Origin of the sequence: Agrobacterium sp. 22117 (assembly GCF_052045735.1) — a bacterium.
GTDB classification, from domain to species: Bacteria; Pseudomonadota; Alphaproteobacteria; order Rhizobiales; family Rhizobiaceae; genus Agrobacterium; species Agrobacterium cavarae.
The window spans coordinates 295,607-320,972 of the sequence record NZ_JBQEPP010000003.1; the positions used below are offsets into that span (position 1 = coordinate 295,607).

Here is a 25,366-nt window from a genome sequence, read left to right on the forward strand (position 1 = left end):
GAGATAAGCCCAAGGTGCCGGCAAGTTCAAACAAAATCGCGGGTTCGAAGGCGTCTTAACCGGATGGCGTGGTCTCGTGGATCCAGTTGAAGCCGGGGAAGAATCGCTCTTTTCCGAATTGGTCGCCAAACATCATGTCGAACTGCAGTTGCCGATATTCGCTGAGTGAAGATGGTAGAGTCGCAGGCGCAATCGACCAGTCCGGCACGCCCGAACCGTTTCGCTGCATCAGCATATGGCGATCGATGACGGAGTAGGACGCATGCACCTTGCCCAGCACGCCGGTGTAGAAGGGATCGTCAAAGCCCGCGGTTTTTAAGATGTGATAGGGCAGCAACGAGGGGCTGATCGTGCCGATCCGGTTCTGCAATCCTGCCTTTGAAGACCAGACCACCAGAGGCGTCTCATGCTCCGTCTTCATCGTGGCAAGCGGCGCGCGGCGGGTTGCGACCATGCCCGGCATATAGCCGCTTTCGACAAAGGCTTGCCCGAGCGGCGGCAGATGATCACCAAAAAGCACGATGACGGTCTCCCTCTCGCGACCCTTGGCCCAGGCGATAAGCCTTGCAAAGCTTTCGTCGGCTTCCGAAACGCCCTGCGCGTAGGTGGCGAGCGCATCGCGTGCATTGTCGGATAGATCACCTCTGACGGAGACGGCTTTCTCAGCATAGCGGTTCGTTTCATAGGGGCCGTGTCCCTGAAGCGTGACGGCAAAGAGAAACTGCGGCTTTTCGGCTGCATCAACCGTTTGGATGATTTCGTTCGTCAGTGCCGCATCCGACGCGAACGCCCCACGCTTTTCCATCGGCGGCAAGGTTTCTTCGGAGCGAAACTCCTCAAATCCGAAATGCTTGTAGACCTCACGACGATTCCAGAACCATTCCTGGAATGGGTGGACGGCGACTGCGGAATATCCCTCCGAGCGAAAGAAGGTCGCAAGCGAAGGAACAGGGCGGCGCACATATTGCTGATAGGGAATGCTGCCATAGGGCAGGAACGCATTGCTGAAGCCGGTCAGCGCTTCGAATTCGACATTTGCCGTCATGCCGCCAAACTCGGGCGAAAACACATGGCCTGACTGCATGGCGCGGATGCGCGGCATCGGATCTTTCGAGAGCGTGACATTCTCCAGACGCGTCGGATCCCACAGCGATTCGCTCATGATCATGATGACATCGGGACGCTTGGAATGGTTGACCGCGAAGGCGGAACTGTCGGACGCAATGTCCGCGATCGTCGCCTCGCCATAGCCATAAGGTGCTGTCACTTTCGCCATCGGGATATTGAAGGCGAAGGCCATGAGGAAACCGTTATGGCGATAGTTTTCCTTTTGATCCCACATCATCGGAATGATGTTGAGGCGGTCTCTGATCCAGGAATAGCTAGAATATTCCATCATGGAGCCAAAGCTGACGAAGAGTGGAACGGCAAGCGCCAGTCTCCAAATTCTAGCTTTGAACGACATCACAGGCATGGCACGCCGCGAAAGGCGCCACAGCATCACAATGGCAAACGCAGAGAGCGAAAGTGCAACCCCAACGGCGATTGCGGTCACGGGCTGAGCCTTCAGCATGGCAGGCAAAAGCTGAAGGATCTGGCGGCCGAACAGCAGGTCGGAAGGATAGAGCGGATCGGAAAGGTAAAGCTGCTTCTGGCTCGAGATGAAAGCCGGCAGGATCATTAGCGGGACGGCAACCAGAAGCGACTGGTAATGACGCCCGAAGACGGCATCAAGCGCCATGAGGCCGATGAAGACTGCTACGACCGTCGTCAGCCCAGGTCGTGCAGGTGACAGCAAAAAGGAGCCGACATCATGCAAGGTGCCGCGCGCGATCCATTCCATGCAGACGACGAGCAGCACCGCTGCGAGGACCAGATTGGCCAGCATTTGTGCATCGTTTGCGAGGCGGGCAGGGGACCGTGTCCACGGCTTTGAAAGGACGAGCTTCATCCTTTCGGTAACCGTTGTTCTAGGTACCGATTTCGTCACGTTTCTACTCCGGCAGTCTCGAAAGCAGGTGTGAATCACCTGTCATATAAGCGTCATCTAACTGTCACATGCGCGCAATGAACGCGACATGAACTATGCAAAATTCACAGGTCTCGAGGATAACCATCGCGTGAGCCGTTTATTTCGCGCATGCACCCGCCGGACCCTTCTTGACTGGCCATTGTTTTGAAACAGTTTATGCGGCGCGTTGCACTGTAAGAGCCGGCACGATATTGAGGAAGGCATGAGCACAGCACAGACCATTCCCCACACGTTCCGGATTGCGGTTGGACAATTCAACCCGACCGTCGGCGATGTCGCAGGCAACCTTGCCAAAGCGCGCGAGGCAAGAGCCGATGCGGCAGCGCAAGGCGCCGATCTTCTTCTGCTGACGGAGCTTTTCATCTCCGGCTACCCGCCAGAAGATCTGGTGTTGAAACCGGCATTTTTGAAGTCCTGCCTCAAGGCAGTGGAGGAGTTGGCCGCGGAGACCGCGGATGGCGGGCCGGGCGTCGTTATCGGCTTCCCGCGCCAGGGCGAAAAGGGCAGGCACAATTCGGTAGCTCTGCTCGATGGCGGTAAGATCGTCGCGTTGCGCGACAAGGTGGACCTGCCGAATTACGGCGAGTTCGACGAAAAGCGCGTCTTTAGCGAAGGCTCTATCTCCGGCCCCTATAATTTTAGGGGCATTCGCATCGGCATTCCGATTTGCGAAGAAATCTGGAACGATTTCGGCGTGTGCGAGACGCTGGCCGAGGCCGGCGCCGAAATTTTGCTGGTGCCCAATGGCTCGCCCTATTATCGCGGCAAGGTCGATGTCCGTCATCAGGTCGCCCTCCGCCAGGTCATTGAAAGTGGCCTGCCTCTGGTCTTTGTCAACCAACTCGGCGGCCAGGATGAACTGGTGTTCGACGGCGCGAGCTTCGGTTTCAATGCCGACAAGACGCTGGCCTTCCAGATGAGCCAGTTCGAAGCAACGTTGGCGGTCACGGACTGGAAACGCACGGAGAATGGCTGGCACTGCAGCCATGGTCCGGTTTCCCATATTCCCGAAGGCGAGGAGGCCGATTACCGGGCCTGCATGCTGGGCTTCCGCGACTACGTCAACAAGAATGGCTTCAAGAGCGTCGTTCTCGGCCTTTCCGGCGGCATCGACTCGGCCATCTGCGCAGCAATCGCGGTTGATGCGCTGGGCGAGGAGCGGGTGCGCTGCATCATGCTGCCCTACCGCTATACCTCGGAAGAATCGCTGAAGGACGCCGCCGATTGCGCCAGGGCGCTCGGCTGCCGTTATGACATCGTTCCGATTGCCGAACCTGTCGATGGCTTCATGACGGCGCTGTCGGATCTGTTCGAAGGAACGGAGGAGGGCATCACCGAGGAAAACCTGCAGAGCCGTGCGCGCGGCACGATCCTGATGGGTGTTTCCAACAAGTTTGGCTCGATGGTGGTAACCACCGGCAACAAGTCGGAAATGTCCGTCGGCTATGCCACGCTCTACGGCGATATGAATGGTGGCTTCAACCCCATCAAGGACCTCTACAAGATGCAGGTCTATGCCATCTCCAGATGGCGCAACGCCCACGTGCCGCCTGGCGCGCTTGGGCCTTCGGGCGAAGTCATCCCGGCCAACATCATTTCCAAGGCACCGTCCGCCGAGTTGCGTCCCAATCAGACCGACCAGGACTCGCTTCCGCCCTATCCGCTTCTCGACGATATTCTCGAGTGCCTGGTGGAGCAGGAAATGTCCGTCGACGAAATCGTGGCGCGCGGTCACGACGTCGCAACGGTTCATCGCATCGAGCATCTGTTGTACCTGGCCGAATATAAGCGCCGGCAGTCTGCACCTGGCGTGAAGATTACCAAGAAGAACTTCGGTCGCGATCGCAGGTATCCTATTACCAATCGATTCCGCGACAGGTAGGTCCGACGGGTCAGTGGGCAATCGCAACGGGAGGGACGATGCGAAGTTCAGTCGAGATATTCAATATCCGTACCCGCGAAGATCGGATTGTCTGGCAGACCGAGAAGCTTTTCGAAGCGCCGAACTGGTCTCCAGATGGGCAATATCTGCTGCTTAACAGTGATGGCGTGCTCTACCGCCTGTCCCTTGCTGGAGACATCTCGGTCGATAAGGTAGATACCGGGTTCGCGGTTCAGTGCAACAACGACCACGGCATTTCGCCCGACGGTTCTCTCTATGCCATTTCCGACAAGGTCGAGTTCGGCAAGAGCGCGATCTATGTGCTTCCATCCATAGGCGGCACGCCGAAACTGATGACGCGGAACCTTCCCTCCTACTGGCATGGTTGGGCGCCGGACGGCAAAAGCTTCGCCTATTGCGGGATCAGGGATCAGGTTTTCGATATCTATGCCATGGACATCGAAACCGGCACCGAAACACGTCTGACCCATGGCGAGGGGCGAAACGACGGTCCGGATTATTCGTCTGACGGTCAGTGGATCTACTTCAACTCCAGCCGCACAGGACAGATGCAGATCTGGCGGGTGCGACCGGATGGATCGGGCGTCGAGCGGATCACCGATAGCCCATATGGCGACTGGTTCCCGCACCCCTCTCCAAAGGGAGACAAGGTCGTCTTCATTTCCTATGATGGCGACGTCTTCGACCACCCGCGTGACCTCAATGTTCGCGTGCGGCTGATGGACCCGGATGGTGGCAACGTCGAAACGCTCTTCGATCTCTTTGGCGGGCAGGGAACGATGAACTCGCCCAACTGGTCACCGGACGGTGATGAGTTCGCCTATGTGCTATATTTTCCGGTTGGATAGACCTACGGCGCTTGCCTTCCGATCGGCAATTGCCGATACGCAACGTCGTCAGGTGCCTGCTCTTGGCAGGAGAATCGGGAATGCGGTGCAAGACCGCAACGTGCCCAACGCTGTAAGGCGGATGCCTGTTGCCATAAGCCACTGAGCAATCGGGAAGGCGGCAACCGGCAAACGAAGCCAAGTCAGAAGACCGGCCTGACACGATAGACCAGTCCGCGCGGACGGCGGCAGGTTGTGAGGAAGAGCGTTTGTGCCTATCTGACAGGCGCGCACGTGGTCTTTCTGCATTGTTGGGGATTGACGATGCGACCTGATGATACTGCACATGGCCCGGTGCCGGCCTATGAATTTGCCAAGGACGAAAAGGCTGCGGTCTACCGCGCCATCGAGACCCGCCGCGATGTCCGCAACGAGTTTTTATCCGATCCGGTTTCTGATGAACTGATCCACAAGCTGCTTTCCGCCGCCCACTCCGCCCCCTCGGTGGGTTTCATGCAGCCATGGAATTTTACTCTCGTCAGCGATGCAGACATCAAAAATGCCGTGTGGCAGGCTTTCAGTCGCGCCAATGAGGAAGCGGCCTTGATGTTTCCCGACGATAAGCAGTCGCTCTACCGAAGCCTCAAGCTAGAGGGCATCCGGAAGGCGCCGCTCTCCATCTGCGTCACCTGCGATCCGACAAGGGGTGGCGATGTCGTGCTCGGGCGAACGCACAATCCGCGCATGGATGTCTACTCCACCGTCTGCGCCGTGCAGAACCTCTGGCTGGCGGCACGCGCCGAAGGCGTCGGCGTCGGTTGGGTCAGTATCTTCCATGACGACGATATTCGAAAGATCCTGGGTATCCCTGAGCATATCGAAATCGTCGCATGGCTCTGCGTCGGCTATGTCTCGGAACTCTATGCTGAGCCTGAGTTAGCGGTGAAGGGCTGGCGTCAGCGTTTGCCGCTGGACGAACTGATTTTCAAAGACCGGTGGGGCGAGAAATAGCAAAGAGCCGACTTGCTAGCAGGCGTATTACGACCCAAAAATCCACTTGCCAGTCCTCATGGCCGGTGGCTTAGTTCACTCTCATTTCGAGAGGGGATCATATTATACCGATTGAAAACTGGCTGGCCTTCGTTGCCGCATCTGCCATCATGCTCGCCATTCCCGGACCAACGATCTTGCTGGTCATTTCTTACGCGCTTGGCCACGGACGCAAGGCAAGCAGCGCCACCGTTGCCGGTGTAGCGCTTGGAGACTTTACCGCCATGACGGCGTCCATGCTGGGTCTTGGTGCACTGCTCGCGACCTCCGCCGCTCTCTTCACTGTCTTGAAGTGGGTGGGTGCTGCCTATCTGATCTATCTCGGCATCAAGCTCTGGCGCGCGCCTGTCGGCACGTCGGCTGAAGGTGAGGGTGACGTGACGGGTCGCGAGCGTCCGCTGAAGATCTTCCTCCACACCTACATCGTCACGGCACTGAACCCGAAGAGCATCATCTTCTTCGTCGCCTTCCTGCCGCAGTTCCTGGTGCCAACCCTGCCGTTCTGGCCGCAGGTGCTTATTTTCGAAGTTACTTTTCTAGTGCTTGCGACTTGCAACGCCGCTCTTTATGGGTTGCTGGCAAGTGCGGCCCGCAACACCATTCGCAAGCCCTCCGTCCAGCGCGTCGTCAATCGCACCGGTGGTGGGCTTTTGATCGGTGCCGGACTGCTCGCGGCGGGCTGGAAGAAAGCCGTCGCCTAAACCGTCGCCATTCCGTGCGGCGCCGAGTTCTGGAATATATCAATGTCAGTGCCGCACATCCTTCTTGCCTTGGTCACCGTCTTCCTCTGGGGCTTCAACTTCGTGGTGATCAAGGTCGGCGTCATGGATATGCCGCCGCTGTTTCTCACAGCCTTGCGCTATCTCTTCGCAGCCGTGCCGCTGATCTTCTTTCTGCCGCGTCCCAAGGTTCCGTGGAAGCACATGGTCGTCTACGGCATGGTCATGGGCTGCGCGCAATTCGGCCTGCTCTATACGGCGATCAAATGGGGCCTGCCTGCAGGACTTGCCTCGCTCGTCATGCAGTCGCAGGCGTTCTTCACCATGGCGCTGGCCGTGACGATGCTCGGTGAAATTCCGCTGAAATCTCATATCGCCGGTGCCGCTGTTGCCTTTTCCGGTCTCGCAGTGATCGGCCTTGAACGTCTGGAACTAACCGCTCTTGTGCCTCTCCTCATGTGCGTCGGTGCCGCTTTCAGCTGGGCCATCGGCAATATCGTCAATCGCAAGGTCGGACGGGTCAACGCGATCTCCTTCGTTGCCTGGACGAGTCTCGCACCCGTTCTGCCGCTGATCGCGCTTTCGCTGCTGCTCGAAGGCCCGCAGGCGATTGGCGAAGGTTTGGCAAATGCCAACATGATGACGGTGGCCGTCGTTGCCTATATGGCCTATGGCGCGACGATTGTCGGGGCAGGGATATGGAGCTTTCTTCTGCTGCGTTATCCGGCAGGAACCGTCGCGCCGTTTTCTCTGCTGGTGCCGATCGTCGGCTTCCTTGGCGCCTACTTTGCCTTCGCCGAACACATCACCACGCTGGAAATTGTCGGTAGTGCGCTTGTCGTTGCCGGGCTGGCACTGAATGTGTTTGGCCGCCGGCTGTCTTTCGGTCGTGCGCCGTCCGGCAACGCGTGAGAGCGATCTGCAATTCCCTGTGCATTGTTGCGATGCGGCGGGGCATTTGTGGAAAACTTTGGTAAAGAGAGTGTTCGCCGCGCGATGAAGCGGCGCTTTTGATCATTGCAGTGCAGGGACGGGTCAACGTGCAGGTCGGTATCGACATGGGAACGCTTTCGGGCGGGCAGAGTGCCAAGCTCGATATTGAGGAACTGCTCGCCACGCGTTTGCTGGTTCAGGGCAATTCCGGTTCCGGAAAGTCGCATCTGCTGCGCAGACTGCTGGAGCAATCGGCCCCCTGGGTGCAACAGGTCATCATTGATCCCGAAGGTGATTTCGTCACGCTGGCCGACAAGTTCGGTCACGTTGTGGTGGATGGGGAGCGCACCGAAGCCGAACTTGCAGGGATTGCCAACCGTATTCGCCAGCACCGTGTCTCCTGCGTGCTCACGCTGGAGGGGCTCGATATCGAGCAGCAGATGCGCGCCGCCGCCGCCTTCCTCAATGGCATGTTCGATGCCGATCGCGAATATTGGTACCCGGTCCTGGTCGTTGTGGATGAGGCGCAGATGTTTGCGCCTTCCGTCGGTGGCGAAGTCACCGAAGATGCCCGCAAGGCTTCACTCGGCGCGATGACCAACCTGATGTGCCGTGGGCGTAAACGCGGTCTTGCCGGTGTGATTGCCACGCAACGATTGGCGAAACTTGCCAAGAACGTGGCGGCAGAAGCCTCCAACTTCCTGATGGGCCGCACCTTCCTCGATATCGACATGGCGCGCGCCGCCGATCTTCTCGGCATGGACCGTCGTCAGGCGGAAATGTTCCGCGATCTTCAGCGCGGCAATTTCGTCGCCCTTGGTCCCGCTCTCTCGCGGCGTCCGCTGCCGATCGTTATCGGCCCGGTGGAGACCTCGGCGCGCTCCTCGTCGCCGAAACTCATGCCGCTGCCGGACGCGCCGCAGGATGTGGAGGATTTGATCTTCACGCCAGATCCGGAAGAGTTCAATCGTCCTGTTGTCCGTCGCACGCCGCCAGCACCGCGGCCCACGACTGACATTCTCGCCGAACTTTCGCGCTCGACACCAGCGGCCATCGCACCGGCCTCTGAACAACCTTCACGTTCGAGCCAGCCGGAATTGACGCCGGAAGAGCGTGAGGAAAAGATTACGGCTGTTCTGACCGAAATCCTCGATGACCCGCAATCGGCCTATCGCACCGATGCTGTCCTCTATCAGGACTTTCTCGTTCGCGCCCGCATGCGCCGTATTCCGGGCACGCCCATGGCGCTATCGGAGTTCCGTCGCCAGATCGCGATTACGCGCTCTGGTGTGGATGTGGAGATGGCGGCAAGCGAAAATTGGCAGAAGGCTCTGGAGCTGTCCCGCAGCGTCTCGGATGACCTGCAGGGCGTCTTCCTGCTTCTGGTGAAGGCAGCTCTTGCGGAAGAGCCATGCCCCTCTGATGCGCGGATTGCACGCGCCTACGGTACCCATTCGGCGCGCCGCGCAAGACGACTGCTTGGATACTTCGAGGAGAAGGAACTGGTCGTGGTGCATGCGGACTTTTCCGGCAAGCGCATCGTGGCTTTCCCTGAGCTTGACGCCAAGACCGCGCCCGGCGACGCAGATGCGCCCGACGGTGATGTGAGCCTGGCCGCGGAATGACGTCGACCTTGTAAATCTCCAAATAGCCAGAATCGCCGGCCCAAAGAAAAAGGCGGGTCGCCCCGCCTTTCCAGGTCGTGAAGGTGAAGTCTTTTAGACTTCGTCGATGACCTTCTTGTCGTTTCTCGTGGCAAACAGCGAGCCGACGATGCCTGTCAGAAGGATCGCAACGGTGATACCGAGCGAGATGGACGGCGGGATCTTTGCGATGCCCAGCATGTCCGCCAGGAAGATCTTCGAGCCGACGAAGACCAGAACCGCAGCCAAGGCGTATTTGAGGTATGCGAAGCGGTGGATCAGGGCGGCAAGCGCAAAGTAAAGGGCGCGCAGTCCAAGGATCGCGAAGATGTTCGACGTGTAGACGATGAACGGATCGGTGGTGATCGCGAAGATCGCAGGGATCGAGTCGACCGCGAAGATCAGGTCGGCGATTTCGACCATGATAAGCGCCAGGAAAAGCGGCGTGACGAAGGTCTTCAACCGACCGGTCTTGGGGTCGGGCTGCTTGACGAAGAAACGCTCCTCATGAAGCTTCTCTGTGACAGGCAGGCGCGAGCGCAGGAACTTCAGGATCGGGTTCTTGCCAATGTCCTGTTCCTCGTGATCTGCCGAGAACAGCATCTTGATGCCCGTGAACACTAGGAAGGCGGCGAAGAGGTAGAGAACCCAGTGGAAGTTTTCGACGATCGCAGCGCCTGCGGCAATCATGATACCGCGCAGGACGATCACGCCGAGAATACCCCAGAGCAGCACGCGGTGCTGATACTGGCGCGGGATCGAGAAGTAGGAAAAAATCATGGCGATGATGAAGATATTGTCCATCGCCAGGCTTTTTTCCACCACGAAGCCCGTGACATATTCCATCGCCGGCTGCTGACCGGACTGGAACCAGATCCAGCCGCCGAAGGCCAAGCCGATGGCGATGTAGAAGCCCGACATCAGCAGGCTTTCCTTGATGCCGATTTCCTTGGAGTTCTTATGCAGAATGCCAAGATCGAGCGCCAGGAGGCCTAAAACGAGAGTGATGAAAATGCCCCACATCCATGTGGGGGTACCGAGAAAATCCGTAAACAGAAAGTCCATCAGTCAACCTTTGTCCGGACGAGGTTGGCTCAATGGTCGGGAACGTGATGAGAAATAGACGACGCCCCAACCTTGGAGACTCGACATCGCGTATTGTCCGGTAATACGCCAGAGGGGCCCGAGTCCTGATCACCAGGATGAAATGGGAGGCGCGGCGCAGGTTTCAAGAGGCTTTTATCGTTTTATCGTTGACATTTTTATGAAGCGCCCCTAGAAGCCGCTCCAACGCCGGGTAGCAATGCCCGGTGTGTTTCGTTGACTGCCTTGCAGTAAATAGCTGACGTTCGGCGGTCAACATCACCGACATGTCCCGTGGTCTCTCCATATCGCATGTGAGAAGCCTGTCAGAGGTTCTTCAACAGAACCTCAGAGGAGGGCGTGTTTCCTTAATCCGATCTGGCAACAGATCGGTATAAACTGTTGAGAAGGAAATACGATGAGCAAGCGCGAATCGTCCAAGTACAAAATTGACCGCCGCATGGGCGAAAACATCTGGGGTCGTCCGAAGTCCCCGGTCAACCGTCGCGAATACGGCCCCGGCCAACACGGCCAGCGCCGCAAGGGCAAGATGTCCGACTTCGGCACGCAGCTGCGCGCCAAGCAGAAGCTGAAGGGTTACTACGGCGAAATCCGCGAAAAGCAGTTCCGTGCAACCTACGACGAGGCCAACCGCCGCAAGGGCGACACCTCCGAGAACCTGATCGGTCTGCTCGAGTCGCGTCTGGACGCCATCGTCTACCGCGCCAAGTTCGTACCGACCGTTTTCGCGGCTCGCCAGTTCATCAACCATGGCCACGTCACAGTTAACGGCGTTCGCGTCAACATCGGTTCCTACCGCTGCAAGGTTGGCGACGTTATCGAAGTTCGCCAGAAGTCCAAGCAGCTCGCAATCGTTCTTGAAGCTGTTCAGCTCGCAGAGCGCGACGTTCCGGACTACATCGAAGTCGATCACAACAAGATGACCGCGACGTTTGCTCGCGTACCGGCTCTCGCTGACGTGCCTTACGCCGTCATCATGGAACCGCATCTGGTCGTCGAATTCTACTCGCGTTAATCCGCGTCCAAGTTCAGCAAAAAAGCCGGTCCCTGTGGCCGGCTTTTTTGTGCGCATTTTTTGATGAGAAAATTTCAGTCCTTGGCGCGAGGCCAAGGACTTTCACGGTCGGCCGCGCCTTCAGGCCGCGGCGACGCGCTGCGCCAGAAGTCTTTCGACAAGTGCTGCATCCAGCGTTTCGTAGCGATCGATCGTCACATCAGGTCCAAGCTCTGCCATCGGAACATCGGTGTAGCCGAAGGTCACGCCGATGGAGGGGATCTTGGCATTCTTGGCCGCAAGGATATCGTTGACGCTATCGCCCACCATCACGCTACGGGCCACATCGCCGCCAGCTTTCTCGATGGTTCCGAGGATATGACGGGCATCCGGCTTGCGCCACTCGAAGGTGTCTCCACAGGTAATCGTCGCGAAGCGGTCCTTCAGTCCGAGTTTTTCAAGCAGGGGAAGGGCCAGATCAGACGTCTTGTTGGTGCAAACGGCAAGCCGGAAACCTGACGCAGTCAGCCGATCCAGAGCTTCGGGAACGCCGGGATAAGGCTTGCTCTGACCCGGCATCTCTTCTTTGTAATGGGCAATGAACCGTTGGTGCAGCGGCTCCACGTCTTCCTTCGGCAACTCCTTGTTCCTCAGCGCAAAGGCGCGTTGGACCATGACACGAACGCCTTGACCGACGAGATGCGTCAGGTCGTTGAAGGTTACGGGCATAAGGCCTGCGGCAGCGATCGTGTGGTTCAGGCTGTCGATCAGGTCGGGGGCGGTGTCGACCAGTGTGCCGTCGAGATCGAAAATAACAAGGGGTGAAGTCAAAGAGGAAACCTCGTCTGTCTGTGTCAATATTGCGAGAACCTACAGCATCGGCCCGAAAATCGTAACCGATTTTCGGAAAAGCACGATGCGTCTTTTCAAGGTCTGAACAGAGCTTTGGGACCTTCCCTCGACCGATCTGGTACAGCACGTGATCTCGTTTCGAACGAAACCCTTGAATGGTCGATTTTGAAGCAGCAAAAGGGGCTTTCGTTTGAGTTTCTAGACGTGTAAACACACGCAGTCGCAAAGGTCGGGACCAGTCATCTGTCCTCTCCGATGCACAACCACCAGGGCGATTTGGTGCGGATAGTCACCGCGCAGCCCATGAGTCAATCGGAGTTGCAGGCGTATGGATGCCCGCGAAATGAAGATCAAGGCAGCAGAGGCTGCCCTTGCCCATGTTGAAGACGGCATGCGTCTTGGCATCGGTACGGGGTCCACCGCGGAAGAGTTTGTCCGCCTGCTTGCTGAAAAAGTATCGAACGGTTTGAGAGTCCAGGGTGTCCCGACATCGGAACGCACCGCGCGTCTGTGCGTCGAGCTTGGTGTTCCGCTGAAATCTCTGGATGAGCTGCCCGAACTCGATCTGACGATCGATGGCGCCGACGAGGTCGATCACGGTCTTCGTCTGATCAAGGGCGGCGGTGGTGCTCTGCTACGCGAAAAGATCGTCGCGGCCGCTTCGGCCCGCATGATCGTGATTGCGGATCAGACGAAGGTGGTCGAGACGCTGGGAGCCTTTCCGCTTCCCATCGAAATCAATGCCTTCGGCCAGATCGCAACCCGCATCGCAATCGAGAAACTGGCTTCCAAAATGGGCCTTTCGGGCGAGTTGAAGCTGCGTTCTTCCGAGGACGGACCGTTCAAAACCGATGGTGGTCATCTCATTTTCGACGCATCATTTGGCCGTATTCCTGATGCAGAAGCGCTGGCACGTCAGCTGAATACGATTCCCGGGATCGTCGAGCACGGACTTTTCATTAATTTGGCATCGCTTGCCATCATAGCAGGGCCGGATGGCGCCCGCGTTATGCAGGCGAAAATATAATAGGAGCGAGAGAGTTCATGGGTAAAATAGCGGGACTGGGCAAAGCTGCCGCTGCTTCGATCCTTATTTCCGGCCTCGTGTTCGGCACTGCCGCACGTGCGCAGGAAATTTCTGCAGAGCATATCGCTGCTGCAAAGCAGGCAATCACGGCACTGGGCGTGACCGATCGCTTTGACAACATTCTGCCGGGTCTTGCTGAGCGTCTGAAGTCTGAACTCATTCAGTCGTCGCCAAACGTCGAAGACCAGATTACTGCGACGGTCGATGCCAAGGCACTGGAACTCGCACCACGCCGTGCCGACCTGGAACGCGAAGCGGCGCTCACCTATGCGCGCGCCTTCTCGGTCGAAGAGCTGAAGGCCATTTCCACCTTCTACAGCAGCGATGCTGGCAAGAAGCTCCTCAAGGATGGACCGATCGCCACGCGTGAACTGATGAAGGCCGCCGACATCTGGGCAGCTGGTATCAACCGCGATCTCAACGCCTCCAGCATGGCAGAGCTTCAGAAGGTTGCCGGCGCTGATCTGCAGCCACTTCCTGCAAACGCATCCAACATTGGCGGCGCTCCTGGGGCGACGACTGCTCCACCTGCGGCCCCTGCGCCAAAGCCATGATCGCTGGCTGATCAATCAGTATTTTTCAAAGCCCGGAAGAGATTCCGGGCTTTTCTTTTGCCGCTACCGGCACCTATATGAGCATCAGGAAGATGCCTCGGCATTGCGCGCTTATAAGGCGCTAGCTTCGCTTAACAGGCTGATTTTCCACGCTGCGACAGTCGATAGTGTACGTCGTTCGAGCGGCTCGGCCGATGACAGGGGTTTATGATGACGTCCTATGATTACGATCTTTTTGTTATTGGCGGCGGCTCCGGCGGTGTGCGCAGCGCTCGTGTGGCAGCATCGCTTGGCAAGCGTGTCGGCATTGCCGAGGAATATCGCTATGGCGGCACCTGCGTGATCAGAGGCTGCGTGCCTAAGAAGCTTTTCGTCTACGCGTCGCAATATCCTGAGCATTTTGACGATGCCAAAGGCTTTGGCTGGACTGTCGGCGAAAGCACTTTCGACTGGAAAAAGCTGATTGCTGCCAAGGACAAGGAAATCGAGCGCCTTGAGGGTCTTTACCGCAAGGGTCTGGAAAACGCCAAGGCCGAGATCTTCGATAGCCGTGCAGAGCTTGTCGATGCACACACTATAAAGCTTCTCAGCACCGGAGAGACGGTGACGGCAGAGCGCATCGTCATTGCCGTCGGCGGCACGCCAAATGCTCACACATCCTTGCCAGGCCATGAACTGACAATTTCCTCCAACGAAGCGTTTCATCTGGAGGAACTGCCGAAATCCATCCTGATTGCTGGTGGCGGTTATATCGCTGTCGAATTCGCCAACATCTTCCATGGCCTTGGGGTCGAAACGACGCTGATCTATCGCGGCAAGGAAATCCTGAACGGCTTCGATGCCGACATGCGCAAGGGCCTGCATGAAGCGATGGAAGCCAAGGGCATCCGCATCATCCTGGAAGACGTGATCCAGGAGGTGAGCAAGGATGGGGCAGGCGGCTTCGTGGCCCGCACCAAGCAGGGCGCGTCGGTTCATGTTGGTCTCGTCATGCTGGCGCTTGGTCGCGATCCCAACACCAAGGGGCTCGGGCTTGAAAAGGCAGGAGTCGAGATCAATGAGAAGGGCGCGATCATTGTCGATGACTATTCGCGCACCAACGTCCCGCACATCTACGCACTCGGCGACGTCACCGACCGGGTACAGCTGACGCCCGTCGCCATTCATGAGGCGATGTGCTTCATCGAGACGGAATTCAAGAACAACCCGACAAAGCCCGATCATCACCTGATTGCGACTGCCGTCTTCTCCCAGCCTGAAATCGGCACGGTCGGGCTTTCGGAAGAGCAGGCGGCTTCGAAATTCGAAGAGGTCGAGGTGTACCGCGCGCAATTCCGCCCGATGAAGGCAACGCTTTCCGGTCGTCAGGAAAAGACGATCATGAAGCTTCTTGTGAACGCTGCCGACCGAAAGGTCGTCGGCGCGCATATTTTGGGGCATGAGGCCGGTGAGATGGCACAGCTTCTCGGCATCACGCTGAAGGCCGGTTGCACCAAGGACGACTTCGACGCCACCATGGCCGTCCACCCGACGGCTGCGGAGGAGCTGGTGACGATGTATTCGCCAAGCTACCGTATCAAGAACGGGGAAAGAGTATAACCGGGCTCTGCCTGTCGACAGGCTCGGCTTGCACGCCCTCGAATAGTCGCTCGTTGTGCTTCAACAGCGCAGCGAGCCGGTCGATGGCAACCCGCATTTCCGCTGTGTGTCGATCATCGTCGTTGACGGTGATCCACAGGTTGTGGGCGAGCTCCTCAATGATCTCACCGTCTCGCACCACGCCTGGCAGAGTGTCGCCGATATAGGCGGGCAACACGCCCTTGCCGGCCCCGCTCTGGATCAGGCGCGGCAAGAGCGCTGGCGCATTTGTCCATGTGTGGATCATCTGCTCCCGATTGCGAAACACCCACTTCTCCGCATCAGACGCCGCGACTTCTGTGCCGATTGAAATCCAGGGGGCGGATGCGGTCGTTGTCAGTCCCTCCGACCGGTAGGCGCAGTAATTGACCGTAACGGATTTGCGCACTGCGAAATTGCCATGCTGTGGGGGTGCGTCAAAGACCCCGATCATTCCGCGTCGGTAGGTCAGATCATCGTCGGGACCGAAGTGCTTGCAGCAAAGTCGAAAAGCGTCGTCTGGTCCGCGAATGGCGCTCGTGTTTTCTGCGATGAAACCCATCAGCCATATGTTGGAGGAAATCGAAACGATGGGTAGCGAGAAGGCATCGCCGTGCCACTGGCTGATCTCTGCTGCCGTCCGCCTCATATGTTGAACGCGTTCAAACAGGATCACGCCGTCGGGCGCCAGCTTGTAGCCCTGCTGGCTGCGGATGAAGAGCGTGCGTCCCATCATCCGTTCGAGAAAGAGCATCTTGCGGCCGATCGTCGGCGCGCTGATGCCGGTCAGGTTTGCCGCGCCTGCAAGACCACCCTCGGACGCAACGATATGGAAGAGTTTCAGATCGTCCCAGTTTACATCTGTCATGGAAGGCTCTCCGGCTGATAGGGCATTTATAGCCGGATCCGTCTGGCTTTGCATCGTTTGCCGGTGAAACGCGCCTTTCATTCCTGCATCTACGCCCGTCGCAGCCTCTGCCTTACCTCCTGTCGGGAACACAGGAGAAAGATCATGTTGCCGGAAACGATGTTTGCAATGGAGAGGATGACGCGTAACCAGGTCACAGAGAGGAACAGTGGCGATGATCACCGATGGGAGACATGGCCATCGACCCGTCTCGACCATTTCGGCTTGTTTCTCTGGCGCGTAGTGCAGCGGTTGTGCAGTCGCGATTAGCTGCAGAAACAACGACGTGAAGCACACGGGCTTCAATTCTAGGATAATCCAGAATTCCAAGCACTTTCCGCAGGTCCAAAAGCGTCGGTAATTGACTAGGCAAGCTCCCTGCAAAGGTTTATAAGCCGCTCAATTTTTAAAGGTGCGCACGCCCGCGCAATTTTTCGGGCGGGGAGACAGGTGAGTAGAATGGCACAGAATTGGACGCCCGGTAGCTGGAGACAGAAGCCCATCCAGCAGGTTCCGCAATATCCGGACGCTGCTGCGCTTGCAGCAACGGAAGCCCAGCTTGCAAGCTATCCCCCGCTGGTTTTTGCCGGCGAAGCACGCCGTCTGAAGAAGCAGCTTGCCAGCGTTGCAGAAGGCGAAGCCTTCCTTCTGCAGGGTGGCGATTGCGCCGAAAGCTTCCTGGAGCATGGTGCCGACAACATCCGTGACTTCTTCCGTGCCTTCCTGCAGATGGCCGTTGTCCTGACCTATGGCGCGCAACTGCCCGTCGTGAAGGTCGGCCGCATCGCCGGTCAGTTTGCCAAGCCGCGCTCGTCCAACATCGAAGCGCAAAATGGCGTGGAGCTGCCGTCCTACCGTGGTGACATCATCAACGGTATCGAGTTCAACGAAGCCTCGCGCATTCCGAACCCCGAGCGCCAGCTGGATGCCTACCGCCAGTCGGCTGCCACGCTGAACCTGCTTCGCGCTTTCGCCATGGGCGGCTATGCCAATCTGGAAAACGTGCATCAGTGGATGCTCGGCTTCGTCAAGGATTCCCCGCAGGCGGATCGTTACCGCAAGCTTGCTGGTCGCATCTCCGAAACCATGGACTTCATGAAGGCGATCGGCATCAGCGCCGAAAACAATCCGAGCCTTCGCGAAACGGACTTCTTCACCAGCCACGAAGCGCTGCTTCTCGGCTATGAAGAAGCATTGACCCGTATCGACTCCACGTCGGGCGATTGGTACGCGACCTCCGGCCACATGCTGTGGATCGGTGACCGTACGCGCCAGCTCGATCACGCGCATGTGGAATATTTCCGCGGCATCAAGAACCCGATCGGTCTGAAGTGCGGCCCGTCGCTGCAGCCGGACAATCTGATCCAGCTGATCGACGCTCTGAACCCTGCCAACGAAGCAGGACGCCTGACGCTGATCTGCCGCTTTGGTCACGACAAGGTCGCCGACCATCTGCCGAAGCTGATCCGCGCCGTTGAGAAGGAAGGTCGCAAGGTCATCTGGTCCTGCGACCCGATGCACGGCAACACCATCACGCTCAACCATTACAAGACGCGCCCATTCGAGCGCATTCTGTCGGAAGTGGAGAGCTTCTTCCAGATCCACCGCGCGGAAGGGACACATCCAGGCGGCATCCACATCGAGATGACCGGCAAGGACGTGACGGAATGCACCGGCGGTGCGCGCGCCGTGACCGCCGACTCGCTGTCCGATCGCTACCACACGCACTGCGACCCGCGCCTCAACGCCGATCAGGCTCTGGAACTGGCGTTCCTCCTGTCCGAGCGGATGAAGAGCGGTCGCGACGAAAAGCGCCTGGCCGTCGCCAACGCCTGATCTCATTGACATGCAGGCATACAAAAGCCGCCGGAGCGATCCGGCGGCTTTCTTGTTTTAAGCAGAGTTATTGAACCAACACGGGCTGCATGCAGCGCAGATCCGTCACCCGCACATCCGCTTCACCAATCTTCACGCCCAGCACGAGCAAGGTGTTGTAAAGTAGCTCATCGATCGGTTTCGTCGCAGCACCCAGCGTATCGGCAAGCGCTGCCTGGAGAACCGTTGGTGAGCCAATCGTCAGGAACAGCACGTTGATATCGAGATCGAGCTTCTTCAGAAGCGATGTAACGAGCGATGTGGAGACATCCTTCGTCGAGACCTGTTTGATTTTGCCGAGCTGGATTTCCGATTGATAGAAGGTCAGTCGGCTCTTCGTCATGTTGCCGCTGTTGATCTGCGCCATGCCGTTGATCCTGACCACGGCAGAATCGACGATCGACGCTTTGGTAACGCGTGGCGTGCGCCCGAAATTATTGAATGCACCGGTGTCGACATTGCCGAGCGATATCTCAGCAAGACCCGGCACCACATCAATATCCACCGCGCCATTACCAGGCGTCATGCAACGGATGTCGGCAAGCCGTGCCTCCGCATTCGCCACCTCGACATAAAGAGGGATTTGAATCTGCAGGCCGAGAAGTGCTTTCAATCCTATCACGGAAGTATCGACGGCGAGGCGTGTCTGTGCCGTGCGCACAACGGTGCCGGATGCGCCAACAGCCAAGGGCGGGGTGCTGACCGGAGGCTCGCCCACGGCAAGCGTGATCTTGGTTCCCGCAAGCCCCGGAACGGACGCGCCCGCATTGATCGCAATCTGCTTGCTTCCGTTGCCGGCAACGGCTGCAGCGGAGATCAAGTCGAAGACACCTGCCGTGACCTTGAGGTTTTCGCTGTTTCCGACCATCGAGTCCATAAATGGACCGAGATTGACGATCTTCTCAAGAGGAAGGCTGATGCTGCTCTTGTTTGCCGTCCGCTCCAGGGTCTTGATGGCAGCCGCGACGGAGGGCGACAGGCCGCTGGTGCGCCCAAGGGCGCTGAGAAACTTGCTGACGGTCACATCCGTGGCGAGCACCTCGCGGTAGGTGCCAGCCTGCAGGCCGAGGTCGACCGCCAGGACATCGATGACCTTCAACAAATTGACGTCGGCGCTGACGAGCGCCTGATAATCCATCAGCTTGAGACTGACGGACGAACCCAGGAGTCCACTGAGAAGCGAATTGAGGATGCCTTCATTGAGTGACAGCAGACGCGACCCCACGGAGAAGGCCGCTACGCGCTGTGCTGCCGCCGTTCCGACTGCCGAAACCTTAGGTGGCGTGGTGAAGCTCGACGCGAAAAAGAGCGCCCCTCGTTCAACGATCTCAACCTTCACCGCATTGGGCGGTGTGGCATTTGCAACAAACCGCTGGCCGACCTCAGTATTCGGGTCAGGCACATAGCGCCCCTTGGTAAGCTCGGCGTAGCCGTCCATACCAGGCACTTCACCGTTTATATCGAGAGGCACGATTCCCGTATCCGTCAGCACGCCGGCCGGAATTTTGACGCCCAGCTTTTTGCCATTGAGCTTGAAGTGCTGCAACACCGCCTGTTCCGGATTGGGAGCGCCAGCAGCAGAAATAGCGGCAAGATCCGCCGTCTGTTGAAGCTCCCGCTTTTGCAGCGTCAGCGCCCCGTAATCGACGCCGAGTGCCAGAATGCCGGCAAAGAGCGGTGCGGTGAGCCCGGCCATGATGGCAATGTTGCCGGATGTGTTTTGCCAGAAACGCGATTGCCGAAATCCTGCTTTGTCCATGTCAGACCCCTCCGATCCGGATTGTCGAGAAACGCTTGATGGTTTTTTCCGGAAGGGCGTAGGAGTAGAGGCTCCAGATCGGTAGCTCCGTCGCATCGTACTCCACGGTCACGGTGAACTGATTGCTATTGCTGAGATCGCTGCCGACCGTCACATGGAAATAGCGCTTGTCCATGAAGGCGTAGCCGAGAGCGCTTCTGGACACGAAGTCCTTTGCCAGCGCCTCGCGTTCGTTGTTGTTCAATCCGGCAATGGCGGTTCTGGCGGCATCGGCCGCCACCTGCTGCACGGAATAGGCGGTCATCAGATAGATGCCGTAGGCAATCATGGTCAGCAGGACCAGCAGAAAGATAGGGGCAATAATCGCAAATTCGACGGCGGATGAGCCAGCACGATTACGAAGCATTCTTGCCATAAGTCCCACGGCACCCTCCGATACGCTTGTTGCGTTATTTTCGGATATGCTAATTCAAGCGGGTTGTTTTTTTCTTAATGGCAAAGCTTTGGGTTGTGTGCCACTTTGGGATGGTCCCAATATGCCTTCATAAGTAGCGAAGATGATGGGTAACGGTTATCCGGCATAACAGGCGGACATCATTCGTCGTCTTCAGATCAGCCGCAGGCCTCTGAAGCTCACATGCCCGTCCTTGCCGATAATGATATGATCATGCACGACAATTCCAAGTGGCTTTGCTGTATCGATGATGGTCTTCGTCATATCGATATCGGCCTTGGACGGCGTCGGGTCTCCACTGGGATGATTGTGGACGAGGATAATCGCCGTTGAGGAAAGCTCCAGTGCGCGCCGCACGAGCTCGCGTGGATAGACGGGCGTGTGGTCCACGGTGCCATAGCCTTGCACTTCATCGGCGATGAGCACGTTGCGCTTGTCGAGAAAGAGAATGCGAAACTGCTCTCGCGTTTCGTAGGCCATGGCGGCATGGCAGTAATCGATGACAGACGACCACGAACCGAGCACCTGCTTGTTGCGGATTTCGCTTTTCAGCATTCTCTGTGAGACCGACGCGACGAGTTTCAGATCCAGTGCCACAGCCTCTCCGACGCCGCTGACTTCCTGCAAAAGCGCTGGCGGTGCGCCGAGAACGCCGCCAAGCGTGCCGAACCGGGCGATCAGCGCCTTGGCGATCGGCTTTGTATCGCGGCGCGGAATGAGCCTGAAGAGCAGAAGCTCAAGGAGTTCGTAGTCGGCGAGCGCCACATCGCCAATATCGCGATATTTGGCTCGTAGTCGTTCTCGATGACCGTGATAATGCGCGATCTCCTCACCGCCTCTGGCCTTCGTCTTGGCGGAATTTGGGGCAGGTGAGGTCTCTCTGGGAAGGCCAAGGTCTACCGAAGTGCCAAACAGGTCACCCGCCCCAGAGGTTTCGCCAAATGCTGATGCTTTTCCGGTGTCGGGCGAGGGACCTTTTGCCATCTGGCGATAACTCTCCCGTTAGAGCGGTGGTAGGCCGGGCCGGTCGAAGCCGCCCGGCGACAAGGTGAAGACTTCGCAGCCTGTCGCCGTCACGCCAACGGCATGCTCATATTGGGCGGACAGCGATCTGTCACGCGTCACCGCCGTCCATCCGTCCGAGAGAACCTTCACATGCGGCTTGCCAAGGTTGATCATCGGCTCGATGGTGAAGATCATGCCCTCACGAATTTCCGGGCCATCGCTTTCCTTGCCGTAGTGCAGGATATTCGGCGTATCGTGGAAAAGGCGCCCGACGCCGTGGCCGCAGAAATCCGTCACCACCGAGCAGCGTTCCGCTTCAGCATAGGCCTGGATGGCAGCACCGATGGCGCCGGTCCGCACGCCAGGTCTCACCGCAGCAATGCCGCGCATGAGGCACTCGTAAGTGACTTCGAGCAGGCGCTCGGCGGACCGCTTGATCTGTCCAACGGGATACATGCGGCTCGAATCGCCATACCAGCCGTCGAGCAAATAGGTCACGTCGATATTGACGATGTCGCCTTCGCGTAGCGGCTTGTCGTCTGGAATTCCGTGGCAGACCACGTGGTTGATCGAGGTGCAGACGGATTTGGTATAGCCGCGGTAATTCAGCGTCGCGGGAAGCGCGCCATGATCGGCCCCGAATTCGAAGACGAAGCGGTCGATTGCGTTGGTTGTGATCCCTGGCTTGACCATGTCGGCAAGCGCATCGAGGCAACGTGCCGTCAACTGACTTGCCTTGCGCATGCCCTCGAAGTCTTCGGCATTATAGAGGCGGATGACGCCCGTGTTCTTCATGGGGGCGGATGCCGCTTCGATATAGGTGACCATTCTATCGCTTTCTGTCTTACTTTCACCTGCGTTCATAAAGCAGCAGGGGGCCAGTCGTCTATTGCAACCATCCGGTTCGCGACGATTTCCAGCGGCGAAACCTCGCAAGCCATGGCATAGGCCTCCACACCGCGCCGCATCGCGCGTTGAAACGCGACGGCATAAACCGGGTCGAGATCGGAGCAGATTCGCATCTGATGGCAATCTGGACGCTGGATCAGATAGAGCATGACGGCGCGGTAACCGGCTTCTGCCGCATCACCCAGTTCTTCAAGATGTTTGGCGCCGCGCTTCGTCGCTGTGTCCGGAAACTCCGCGAGCCCGGCCTCCCGCACGAAATGCACGTTCTTGACCTCGACATAGGCATCCGGTCTTCCAGGCGCCGAAAGCAGGAAATCGATGCGAGAATTGATGCCGTATCGCTGCTCGCGTTTCAGCACGTCGTAGCCGCGTAGCGACGGAATTCGATTTGCAAGGATTGCCTCTTCCGCAAGCCGGTTCGGCATCCCTGTGTTAATGCCCACCACCGTTTGATCCGCTTCCACCATTTCCAGCATGTGACGATATTTGCGCGTCGGGCTGTCATGCTCGGAGAGCCAAATCCTGGACCCGGGGGTCGTCAGTCCACGCATGGAGCCCGTATTCGGGCATGATCCGGTGATCGCCGTTCCGTCATCCAGAATGGCGTCGAAGAGGAAGCGTTTATAGCGGGAGACGAGCGTGGCGGGCACGAGGGGAGAATCAAAGCGCATGGCGCAAGTGTCTTCCCATGGCGTCGGTCATTCAAGCACATAGGTGCCTGGTGCATCGCAGAGCGGGGTGAGCCCACCATCTCCTGGAATGCGCGCTCCGACCATGTCTTTGCTCTGTCGTTCAAGCCAGTCCTGCCAATGCGGCCACCAGGAGCCGGGATGAACGCTGCTTTCCCGCTGCCAGTCGTCAAAGTCACCGACAGGTGAGGCTCCGGTCAGATATTGATACTTGCCAGCGTCAGGCGGGTTCACCACACCTGCGATGTGGCCCGAACCACCCAGCACGAATTCGACCGGCGCGCCGAACGTCTTTGCGCCCTCGAATACCGATTTTGCCGGAGCAATATGGTCGTCGCGCGTGGCGAGATCATAGATCGGAATAGTGACGTCCCCGAGGTTCAGCACCTTGCCATCCACCACCATCCGCCCTTCGGCCAAATTGTTTTCCAGATAGCAGTTGCGCAGATAGAAGGAATGAACGGCCGCGGCGACGCGGGTGGAATCGGAGTTCCAGTAGAGCAGATCGAAGGGTGGAGGCTGGGTACCACGCAGATAGTTGTCCACCATATAGGGCCAGATCAGATCAGACGCGCGCAGCATGTTGAACACACTCGCCATGATCGCGCCATCGAGGTATCCGACCGCTTTCATATGTACATCGAGCGCAGCAAGCTGAGGCTCGTCGATGAAGATCTTCAGATCGCCCGTATGGGTGAAGTCGGTTTGTGCGGCAAGCAGCGTGGCACTGCGGATGCGATCGTTTTTTTCCTTGACGTGAAGGGCGAGGGTGGCAGCAAGAAGGGTACCGCCAATGCAGTAACCCACCGCGTTGACATGCCGTTCGCCGGTGGCCTCTTCGATTGCGCCAAGCGCAAAATCGATGCCCTCACGAATATAGTCGTCCCAACCTTTTTCCGCATGGCGCGCGTCAGGATTGACCCAGGAGATCATGAAGACGCTGTGGCCTTGATCGACGCACCATTTGACAAAGGATTTTCGTGCGTTGAGATCGAGAATGTAGAACTTGTTAATCCATGGCGGGATGATGAGAAGAGGGCGCCTGAACACCCTTTCCGTTGAGGGGGCGTATTGGATAACCTCGCAGAGCGCACTGCGGGCAATCACCTTGCCTGGAGAGATCGCGATGTTCTGGCCGATGACGAACTGGCTGTAGTCGGTGTGGCGAAGCCTTAAGTGTCCGTTGCCAGCCGCCATGTCTTCCGCCAGCTGTGCCATTCCTTTGACGAGGTTTGCCCCGCTGGTAGCAACCGTCTCGCGAAACACTTGAGGATTGGTGAAGGCGAAGTTGGCTGGTGAGATCGCCTCCGTCACCTGCCGCATATAAAAGCGCGCCTTTTCGCGGGTCCGCTCATCCAGACCCTCGGCCTCTGTGACCATCTTCTCCGCCCAGTCGGCGGTGGCGAAATAGACCTTCTGCAGAAAATCGAAAAAGGGGTTCGCCTGCCAGTCACTATCGGCAAACCGTTTGTGGGCGCTTCGGGTTTCGGTCTGTGGTTTTTGCGCGCCAGCTTTGGTCTGCTGCTCGGATAGCCGCATTACCGATTCTTGCCATATCGCGAAATAGTTCGATAGAAGGTGGGTCTGCGCCTCCACGGATCGCTGCGGCTCCGCCATCCAATATTCGGCCACGTCCGACAATGTCTGGAAGACATCGCTTATTGGAGTTGGGCTCGTCTGCGGAATCTCGCCGCGCTCTCTGGGAGCGAGCCACTCGGAAGCAGCCTTGCCGAGATTTTCCACAGCCCTTGCAATGTTCATGGCAAAGGCCTGCGGATCGCGGAGAATATAGGCATCGGCAGATTTGGGATCGAAACTGAACCCTTTGTCCTCAGCATCGTCGGGTCCGCCTCGACTGCCGGCCATACGTTCTCCTCCGCGGCAATTTTTGTATTTGCACATTCTGTACGAAAACGAATACAAGTTCCAGCAACACGGGCGCCGGGACAGTGCGTTCGACACGCGATAGATACCTTACAGGTGGGGCAGGAAAATGGGCAAGCATTCGGGAAGCGTAAAAACAGCATCTATGCTGTTGGTTTGCGGCTTGGTCCTTCCTTTGGCTGCCTGCACCACGCCCAAGCCTCTCGTCAATCCGGCCCATATGGAGCGCCCCAAGGCGCAGATTGTCGGCCCACAGCCTGTCAGCAGCGGCCCTTTGCAGAAGCGTGATACCGGCAATTTCCCGACCTTTGCCAAGCCGATGACGGCTGCCATGCCGCAGATGGAAGAAAACGAAGCTTCCACCATGGAGCAGAACCTGACTGCACTTGGCGCTGCCCGTCGCCGTGGTCAGATCACCGAGGCGGAATACAAGCGCCGCGTTGCAGAGCTTCGTGCGCTTTCAGCGCAGCAGCAGCCGACGGCAACGCCCGCTGCCTCCCAGTAAGCGAACAAAATCAACATTCTTCGTCGCTTCTAACTGGAGATGAGGATGGGCCGCAGCGTTGCCA

At 58.0% G+C, this 25,366-nt stretch carries 21 protein-coding genes, 1 pseudogene and 1 riboswitch; of the genes and pseudogenes, 12 read left to right on the plus strand and 10 right to left on the minus strand.

Features of this window, described 5'->3' with window-relative positions:
* Positions 1 to 55 precede the first annotated feature (55 nt).
* Positions 56 to 1,951, minus strand: a complete 1,896-nt coding sequence (locus ACTJKV_RS09930) for an LTA synthase family protein (RefSeq protein WP_313556486.1) — start codon at positions 1,949 to 1,951, stop codon at positions 56 to 58.
* A gap of 283 nt (positions 1,952 to 2,234) precedes the next feature.
* Between ACTJKV_RS09930 and ACTJKV_RS09935 the strand changes: the two genes are divergently transcribed.
* From ACTJKV_RS09935 to ACTJKV_RS09960, 6 genes are all read left to right on the plus strand, one after another.
* Positions 2,235 to 3,914 (plus strand): NAD+ synthase, encoded by a 1,680-nt coding sequence (locus tag ACTJKV_RS09935; protein WP_116493632.1) that lies wholly within the window; start codon positions 2,235 to 2,237, stop codon positions 3,912 to 3,914.
* Between the two features lie 38 nt (positions 3,915 to 3,952).
* Entirely contained in the window at positions 3,953 to 4,783 is an 831-nt protein-coding gene (locus tag ACTJKV_RS09940) for a TolB family protein (RefSeq protein ID WP_274104156.1), read from the plus strand.
* Between the two features lie 33 nt (positions 4,784 to 4,816).
* Positions 4,817 to 4,996, plus strand: a riboswitch (cobalamin riboswitch).
* 90 nt (positions 4,997 to 5,086) lie between these two features.
* Positions 5,087 to 5,773 (plus strand): 5,6-dimethylbenzimidazole synthase, encoded by a 687-nt coding sequence (gene bluB, locus ACTJKV_RS09945; protein WP_274104155.1) that lies wholly within the window; start codon positions 5,087 to 5,089, stop codon positions 5,771 to 5,773.
* 104 nt (positions 5,774 to 5,877) lie between these two features.
* Complete coding sequence (locus ACTJKV_RS09950) at positions 5,878 to 6,513, plus strand: LysE family translocator (RefSeq protein WP_130979663.1); 636 nt, start codon at positions 5,878 to 5,880, stop codon at positions 6,511 to 6,513.
* 42 nt (positions 6,514 to 6,555) lie between these two features.
* Positions 6,556 to 7,443 carry an EamA family transporter gene (locus ACTJKV_RS09955; protein ID WP_062425435.1) on the plus strand — a complete coding sequence of 296 codons (888 nt, stop codon included), beginning with the start codon at positions 6,556 to 6,558 and terminating at the stop codon, positions 7,441 to 7,443.
* A 128-nt stretch (positions 7,444 to 7,571) separates the two neighbouring features.
* Complete coding sequence (locus tag ACTJKV_RS09960) at positions 7,572 to 9,089, plus strand: ATP-binding protein (protein ID WP_062426118.1); 1,518 nt, start codon at positions 7,572 to 7,574, stop codon at positions 9,087 to 9,089.
* Between the two features lie 93 nt (positions 9,090 to 9,182).
* Here ACTJKV_RS09960 and ACTJKV_RS09965 read toward each other — a convergent pair whose 3' ends face one another.
* Positions 9,183 to 10,172 carry a TerC family protein gene (locus ACTJKV_RS09965; protein WP_274104154.1) on the minus strand — a complete coding sequence of 330 codons (990 nt, stop codon included), beginning with the start codon at positions 10,170 to 10,172 and terminating at the stop codon, positions 9,183 to 9,185.
* Between the two features lie 436 nt (positions 10,173 to 10,608).
* Between ACTJKV_RS09965 and rpsD the strand changes: the two genes are divergently transcribed.
* Complete coding sequence (gene rpsD, locus ACTJKV_RS09970) at positions 10,609 to 11,226, plus strand: 30S ribosomal protein S4 (RefSeq protein ID WP_062425433.1); 618 nt, start codon at positions 10,609 to 10,611, stop codon at positions 11,224 to 11,226.
* Between the two features lie 120 nt (positions 11,227 to 11,346).
* Here rpsD and gph read toward each other — a convergent pair whose 3' ends face one another.
* Positions 11,347 to 12,036: a phosphoglycolate phosphatase gene (gph, locus tag ACTJKV_RS09975; RefSeq protein WP_274104153.1), complete on the minus strand. Its 690-nt coding sequence runs from the start codon at positions 12,034 to 12,036 to the stop codon at positions 11,347 to 11,349.
* A gap of 349 nt (positions 12,037 to 12,385) precedes the next feature.
* Here gph and rpiA point away from each other — a divergent pair, with 349 nt between their 5' ends.
* From rpiA to gor, 3 genes are all read left to right on the plus strand, one after another.
* Entirely contained in the window at positions 12,386 to 13,084 is a 699-nt protein-coding gene (rpiA, locus tag ACTJKV_RS09980) for a ribose-5-phosphate isomerase RpiA (protein WP_113179546.1), read from the plus strand.
* Positions 13,085 to 13,101: 17 nt separating this feature from the next.
* Positions 13,102 to 13,698: a DUF2059 domain-containing protein gene (locus tag ACTJKV_RS09985; RefSeq protein WP_062437632.1), complete on the plus strand. Its 597-nt coding sequence runs from the start codon at positions 13,102 to 13,104 to the stop codon at positions 13,696 to 13,698.
* Between the two features lie 210 nt (positions 13,699 to 13,908).
* Positions 13,909 to 15,297 carry a glutathione-disulfide reductase gene (gene gor, locus ACTJKV_RS09990; protein WP_274104152.1) on the plus strand — a complete coding sequence of 463 codons (1,389 nt, stop codon included), beginning with the start codon at positions 13,909 to 13,911 and terminating at the stop codon, positions 15,295 to 15,297.
* On the opposite strand, the gene ACTJKV_RS09995 is transcribed toward gor, so the two are convergent.
* Positions 15,275 to 16,183, minus strand: a complete 909-nt coding sequence (locus ACTJKV_RS09995) for a LysR family transcriptional regulator (RefSeq protein ID WP_274104151.1) — start codon at positions 16,181 to 16,183, stop codon at positions 15,275 to 15,277. The genes gor and ACTJKV_RS09995 overlap by 23 nt on opposite strands.
* 498 nt (positions 16,184 to 16,681) lie before the next feature.
* Between ACTJKV_RS09995 and ACTJKV_RS10000 the strand changes: the two genes are divergently transcribed.
* Entirely contained in the window at positions 16,682 to 18,058 is a 1,377-nt protein-coding gene (locus ACTJKV_RS10000) for a class II 3-deoxy-7-phosphoheptulonate synthase (protein WP_062425427.1), read from the plus strand.
* A gap of 67 nt (positions 18,059 to 18,125) precedes the next feature.
* Here ACTJKV_RS10000 and ACTJKV_RS10005 read toward each other — a convergent pair whose 3' ends face one another.
* The 6 genes and pseudogenes from ACTJKV_RS10005 to ACTJKV_RS10030 all read right to left on the minus strand — a co-directional run bounded on the left by ACTJKV_RS10005 (position 18,126) and on the right by ACTJKV_RS10030 (position 24,779).
* Entirely contained in the window at positions 18,126 to 19,856 is a 1,731-nt protein-coding gene (locus ACTJKV_RS10005) for a TadG family pilus assembly protein (RefSeq protein ID WP_274104150.1), read from the minus strand.
* 1 nt (position 19,857) lies between these two features.
* Complete coding sequence (locus tag ACTJKV_RS10010; RefSeq protein ID WP_062425425.1) at positions 19,858 to 20,271, minus strand: TadE/TadG family type IV pilus assembly protein; 414 nt, start codon at positions 20,269 to 20,271, stop codon at positions 19,858 to 19,860.
* Positions 20,272 to 20,463: 192 nt separating this feature from the next.
* Positions 20,464 to 21,138 (minus strand): annotated as a pseudogene (gene radC, locus ACTJKV_RS10015) (RadC family protein); the annotation flags it as partial.
* 174 nt (positions 21,139 to 21,312) lie between these two features.
* Positions 21,313 to 22,143, minus strand: coding sequence for a type I methionyl aminopeptidase (gene map, locus ACTJKV_RS10020; protein ID WP_062598095.1), 831 nt, complete (start codon positions 22,141 to 22,143; stop codon positions 21,313 to 21,315).
* 32 nt (positions 22,144 to 22,175) lie between these two features.
* Positions 22,176 to 22,895, minus strand: a complete 720-nt coding sequence (gene sfsA / locus ACTJKV_RS10025; protein WP_274104149.1) for a DNA/RNA nuclease SfsA — start codon at positions 22,893 to 22,895, stop codon at positions 22,176 to 22,178.
* A gap of 27 nt (positions 22,896 to 22,922) precedes the next feature.
* Positions 22,923 to 24,779, minus strand: coding sequence for a PHA/PHB synthase family protein (locus tag ACTJKV_RS10030; RefSeq protein ID WP_274104148.1), 1,857 nt, complete (start codon positions 24,777 to 24,779; stop codon positions 22,923 to 22,925).
* A gap of 181 nt (positions 24,780 to 24,960) precedes the next feature.
* Between ACTJKV_RS10030 and ACTJKV_RS10035 the strand changes: the two genes are divergently transcribed.
* The gene (locus ACTJKV_RS10035) at positions 24,961 to 25,302 is read left to right on the plus strand and encodes a hypothetical protein (RefSeq protein ID WP_246666335.1); all 342 of its coding nucleotides are present in this window, start codon (positions 24,961 to 24,963) and stop codon (positions 25,300 to 25,302) included.
* Positions 25,303 to 25,366 lie beyond the last annotated feature (64 nt).

Bases quoted from the DNA above. Each gene is read 5' to 3' on its own strand.
- ACTJKV_RS09930 (WP_313556486.1), bottom strand. From the start codon at position 1,951: ATGAAGCTCGTCCTTTCAAAGCCGTGGACACGGTCCCCTGCCCGCCTC.
- ACTJKV_RS09935 (WP_116493632.1), top strand. From the start codon at position 2,235: ATGAGCACAGCACAGACCATTCCCCACACGTTCCGGATTGCGGTTGGA.
- ACTJKV_RS09940 (WP_274104156.1), top strand. From the start codon at position 3,953: ATGCGAAGTTCAGTCGAGATATTCAATATCCGTACCCGCGAAGATCGG.
- bluB (WP_274104155.1), top strand. From the start codon at position 5,087: ATGCGACCTGATGATACTGCACATGGCCCGGTGCCGGCCTATGAATTT.
- ACTJKV_RS09955 (WP_062425435.1), top strand. From the start codon at position 6,556: ATGTCAGTGCCGCACATCCTTCTTGCCTTGGTCACCGTCTTCCTCTGG.
- ACTJKV_RS09965 (WP_274104154.1), bottom strand. From the start codon at position 10,172: ATGGACTTTCTGTTTACGGATTTTCTCGGTACCCCCACATGGATGTGG.
- rpsD (WP_062425433.1), top strand. From the start codon at position 10,609: ATGAGCAAGCGCGAATCGTCCAAGTACAAAATTGACCGCCGCATGGGC.
- rpiA (WP_113179546.1), top strand. From the start codon at position 12,386: ATGGATGCCCGCGAAATGAAGATCAAGGCAGCAGAGGCTGCCCTTGCC.
- ACTJKV_RS09985 (WP_062437632.1), top strand. From the start codon at position 13,102: ATGGGTAAAATAGCGGGACTGGGCAAAGCTGCCGCTGCTTCGATCCTT.
- gor (WP_274104152.1), top strand. From the start codon at position 13,909: ATGACGTCCTATGATTACGATCTTTTTGTTATTGGCGGCGGCTCCGGC.
- ACTJKV_RS09995 (WP_274104151.1), bottom strand. From the start codon at position 16,183: ATGACAGATGTAAACTGGGACGATCTGAAACTCTTCCATATCGTTGCG.
- ACTJKV_RS10000 (WP_062425427.1), top strand. From the start codon at position 16,682: ATGGCACAGAATTGGACGCCCGGTAGCTGGAGACAGAAGCCCATCCAG.
- ACTJKV_RS10005 (WP_274104150.1), bottom strand. From the start codon at position 19,856: ATGGACAAAGCAGGATTTCGGCAATCGCGTTTCTGGCAAAACACATCC.
- ACTJKV_RS10010 (WP_062425425.1), bottom strand. From the start codon at position 20,271: ATGGCAAGAATGCTTCGTAATCGTGCTGGCTCATCCGCCGTCGAATTT.
- map (WP_062598095.1), bottom strand. From the start codon at position 22,143: ATGGTCACCTATATCGAAGCGGCATCCGCCCCCATGAAGAACACGGGC.
- sfsA (WP_274104149.1), bottom strand. From the start codon at position 22,895: ATGCGCTTTGATTCTCCCCTCGTGCCCGCCACGCTCGTCTCCCGCTAT.
- ACTJKV_RS10030 (WP_274104148.1), bottom strand. From the start codon at position 24,779: ATGGCCGGCAGTCGAGGCGGACCCGACGATGCTGAGGACAAAGGGTTC.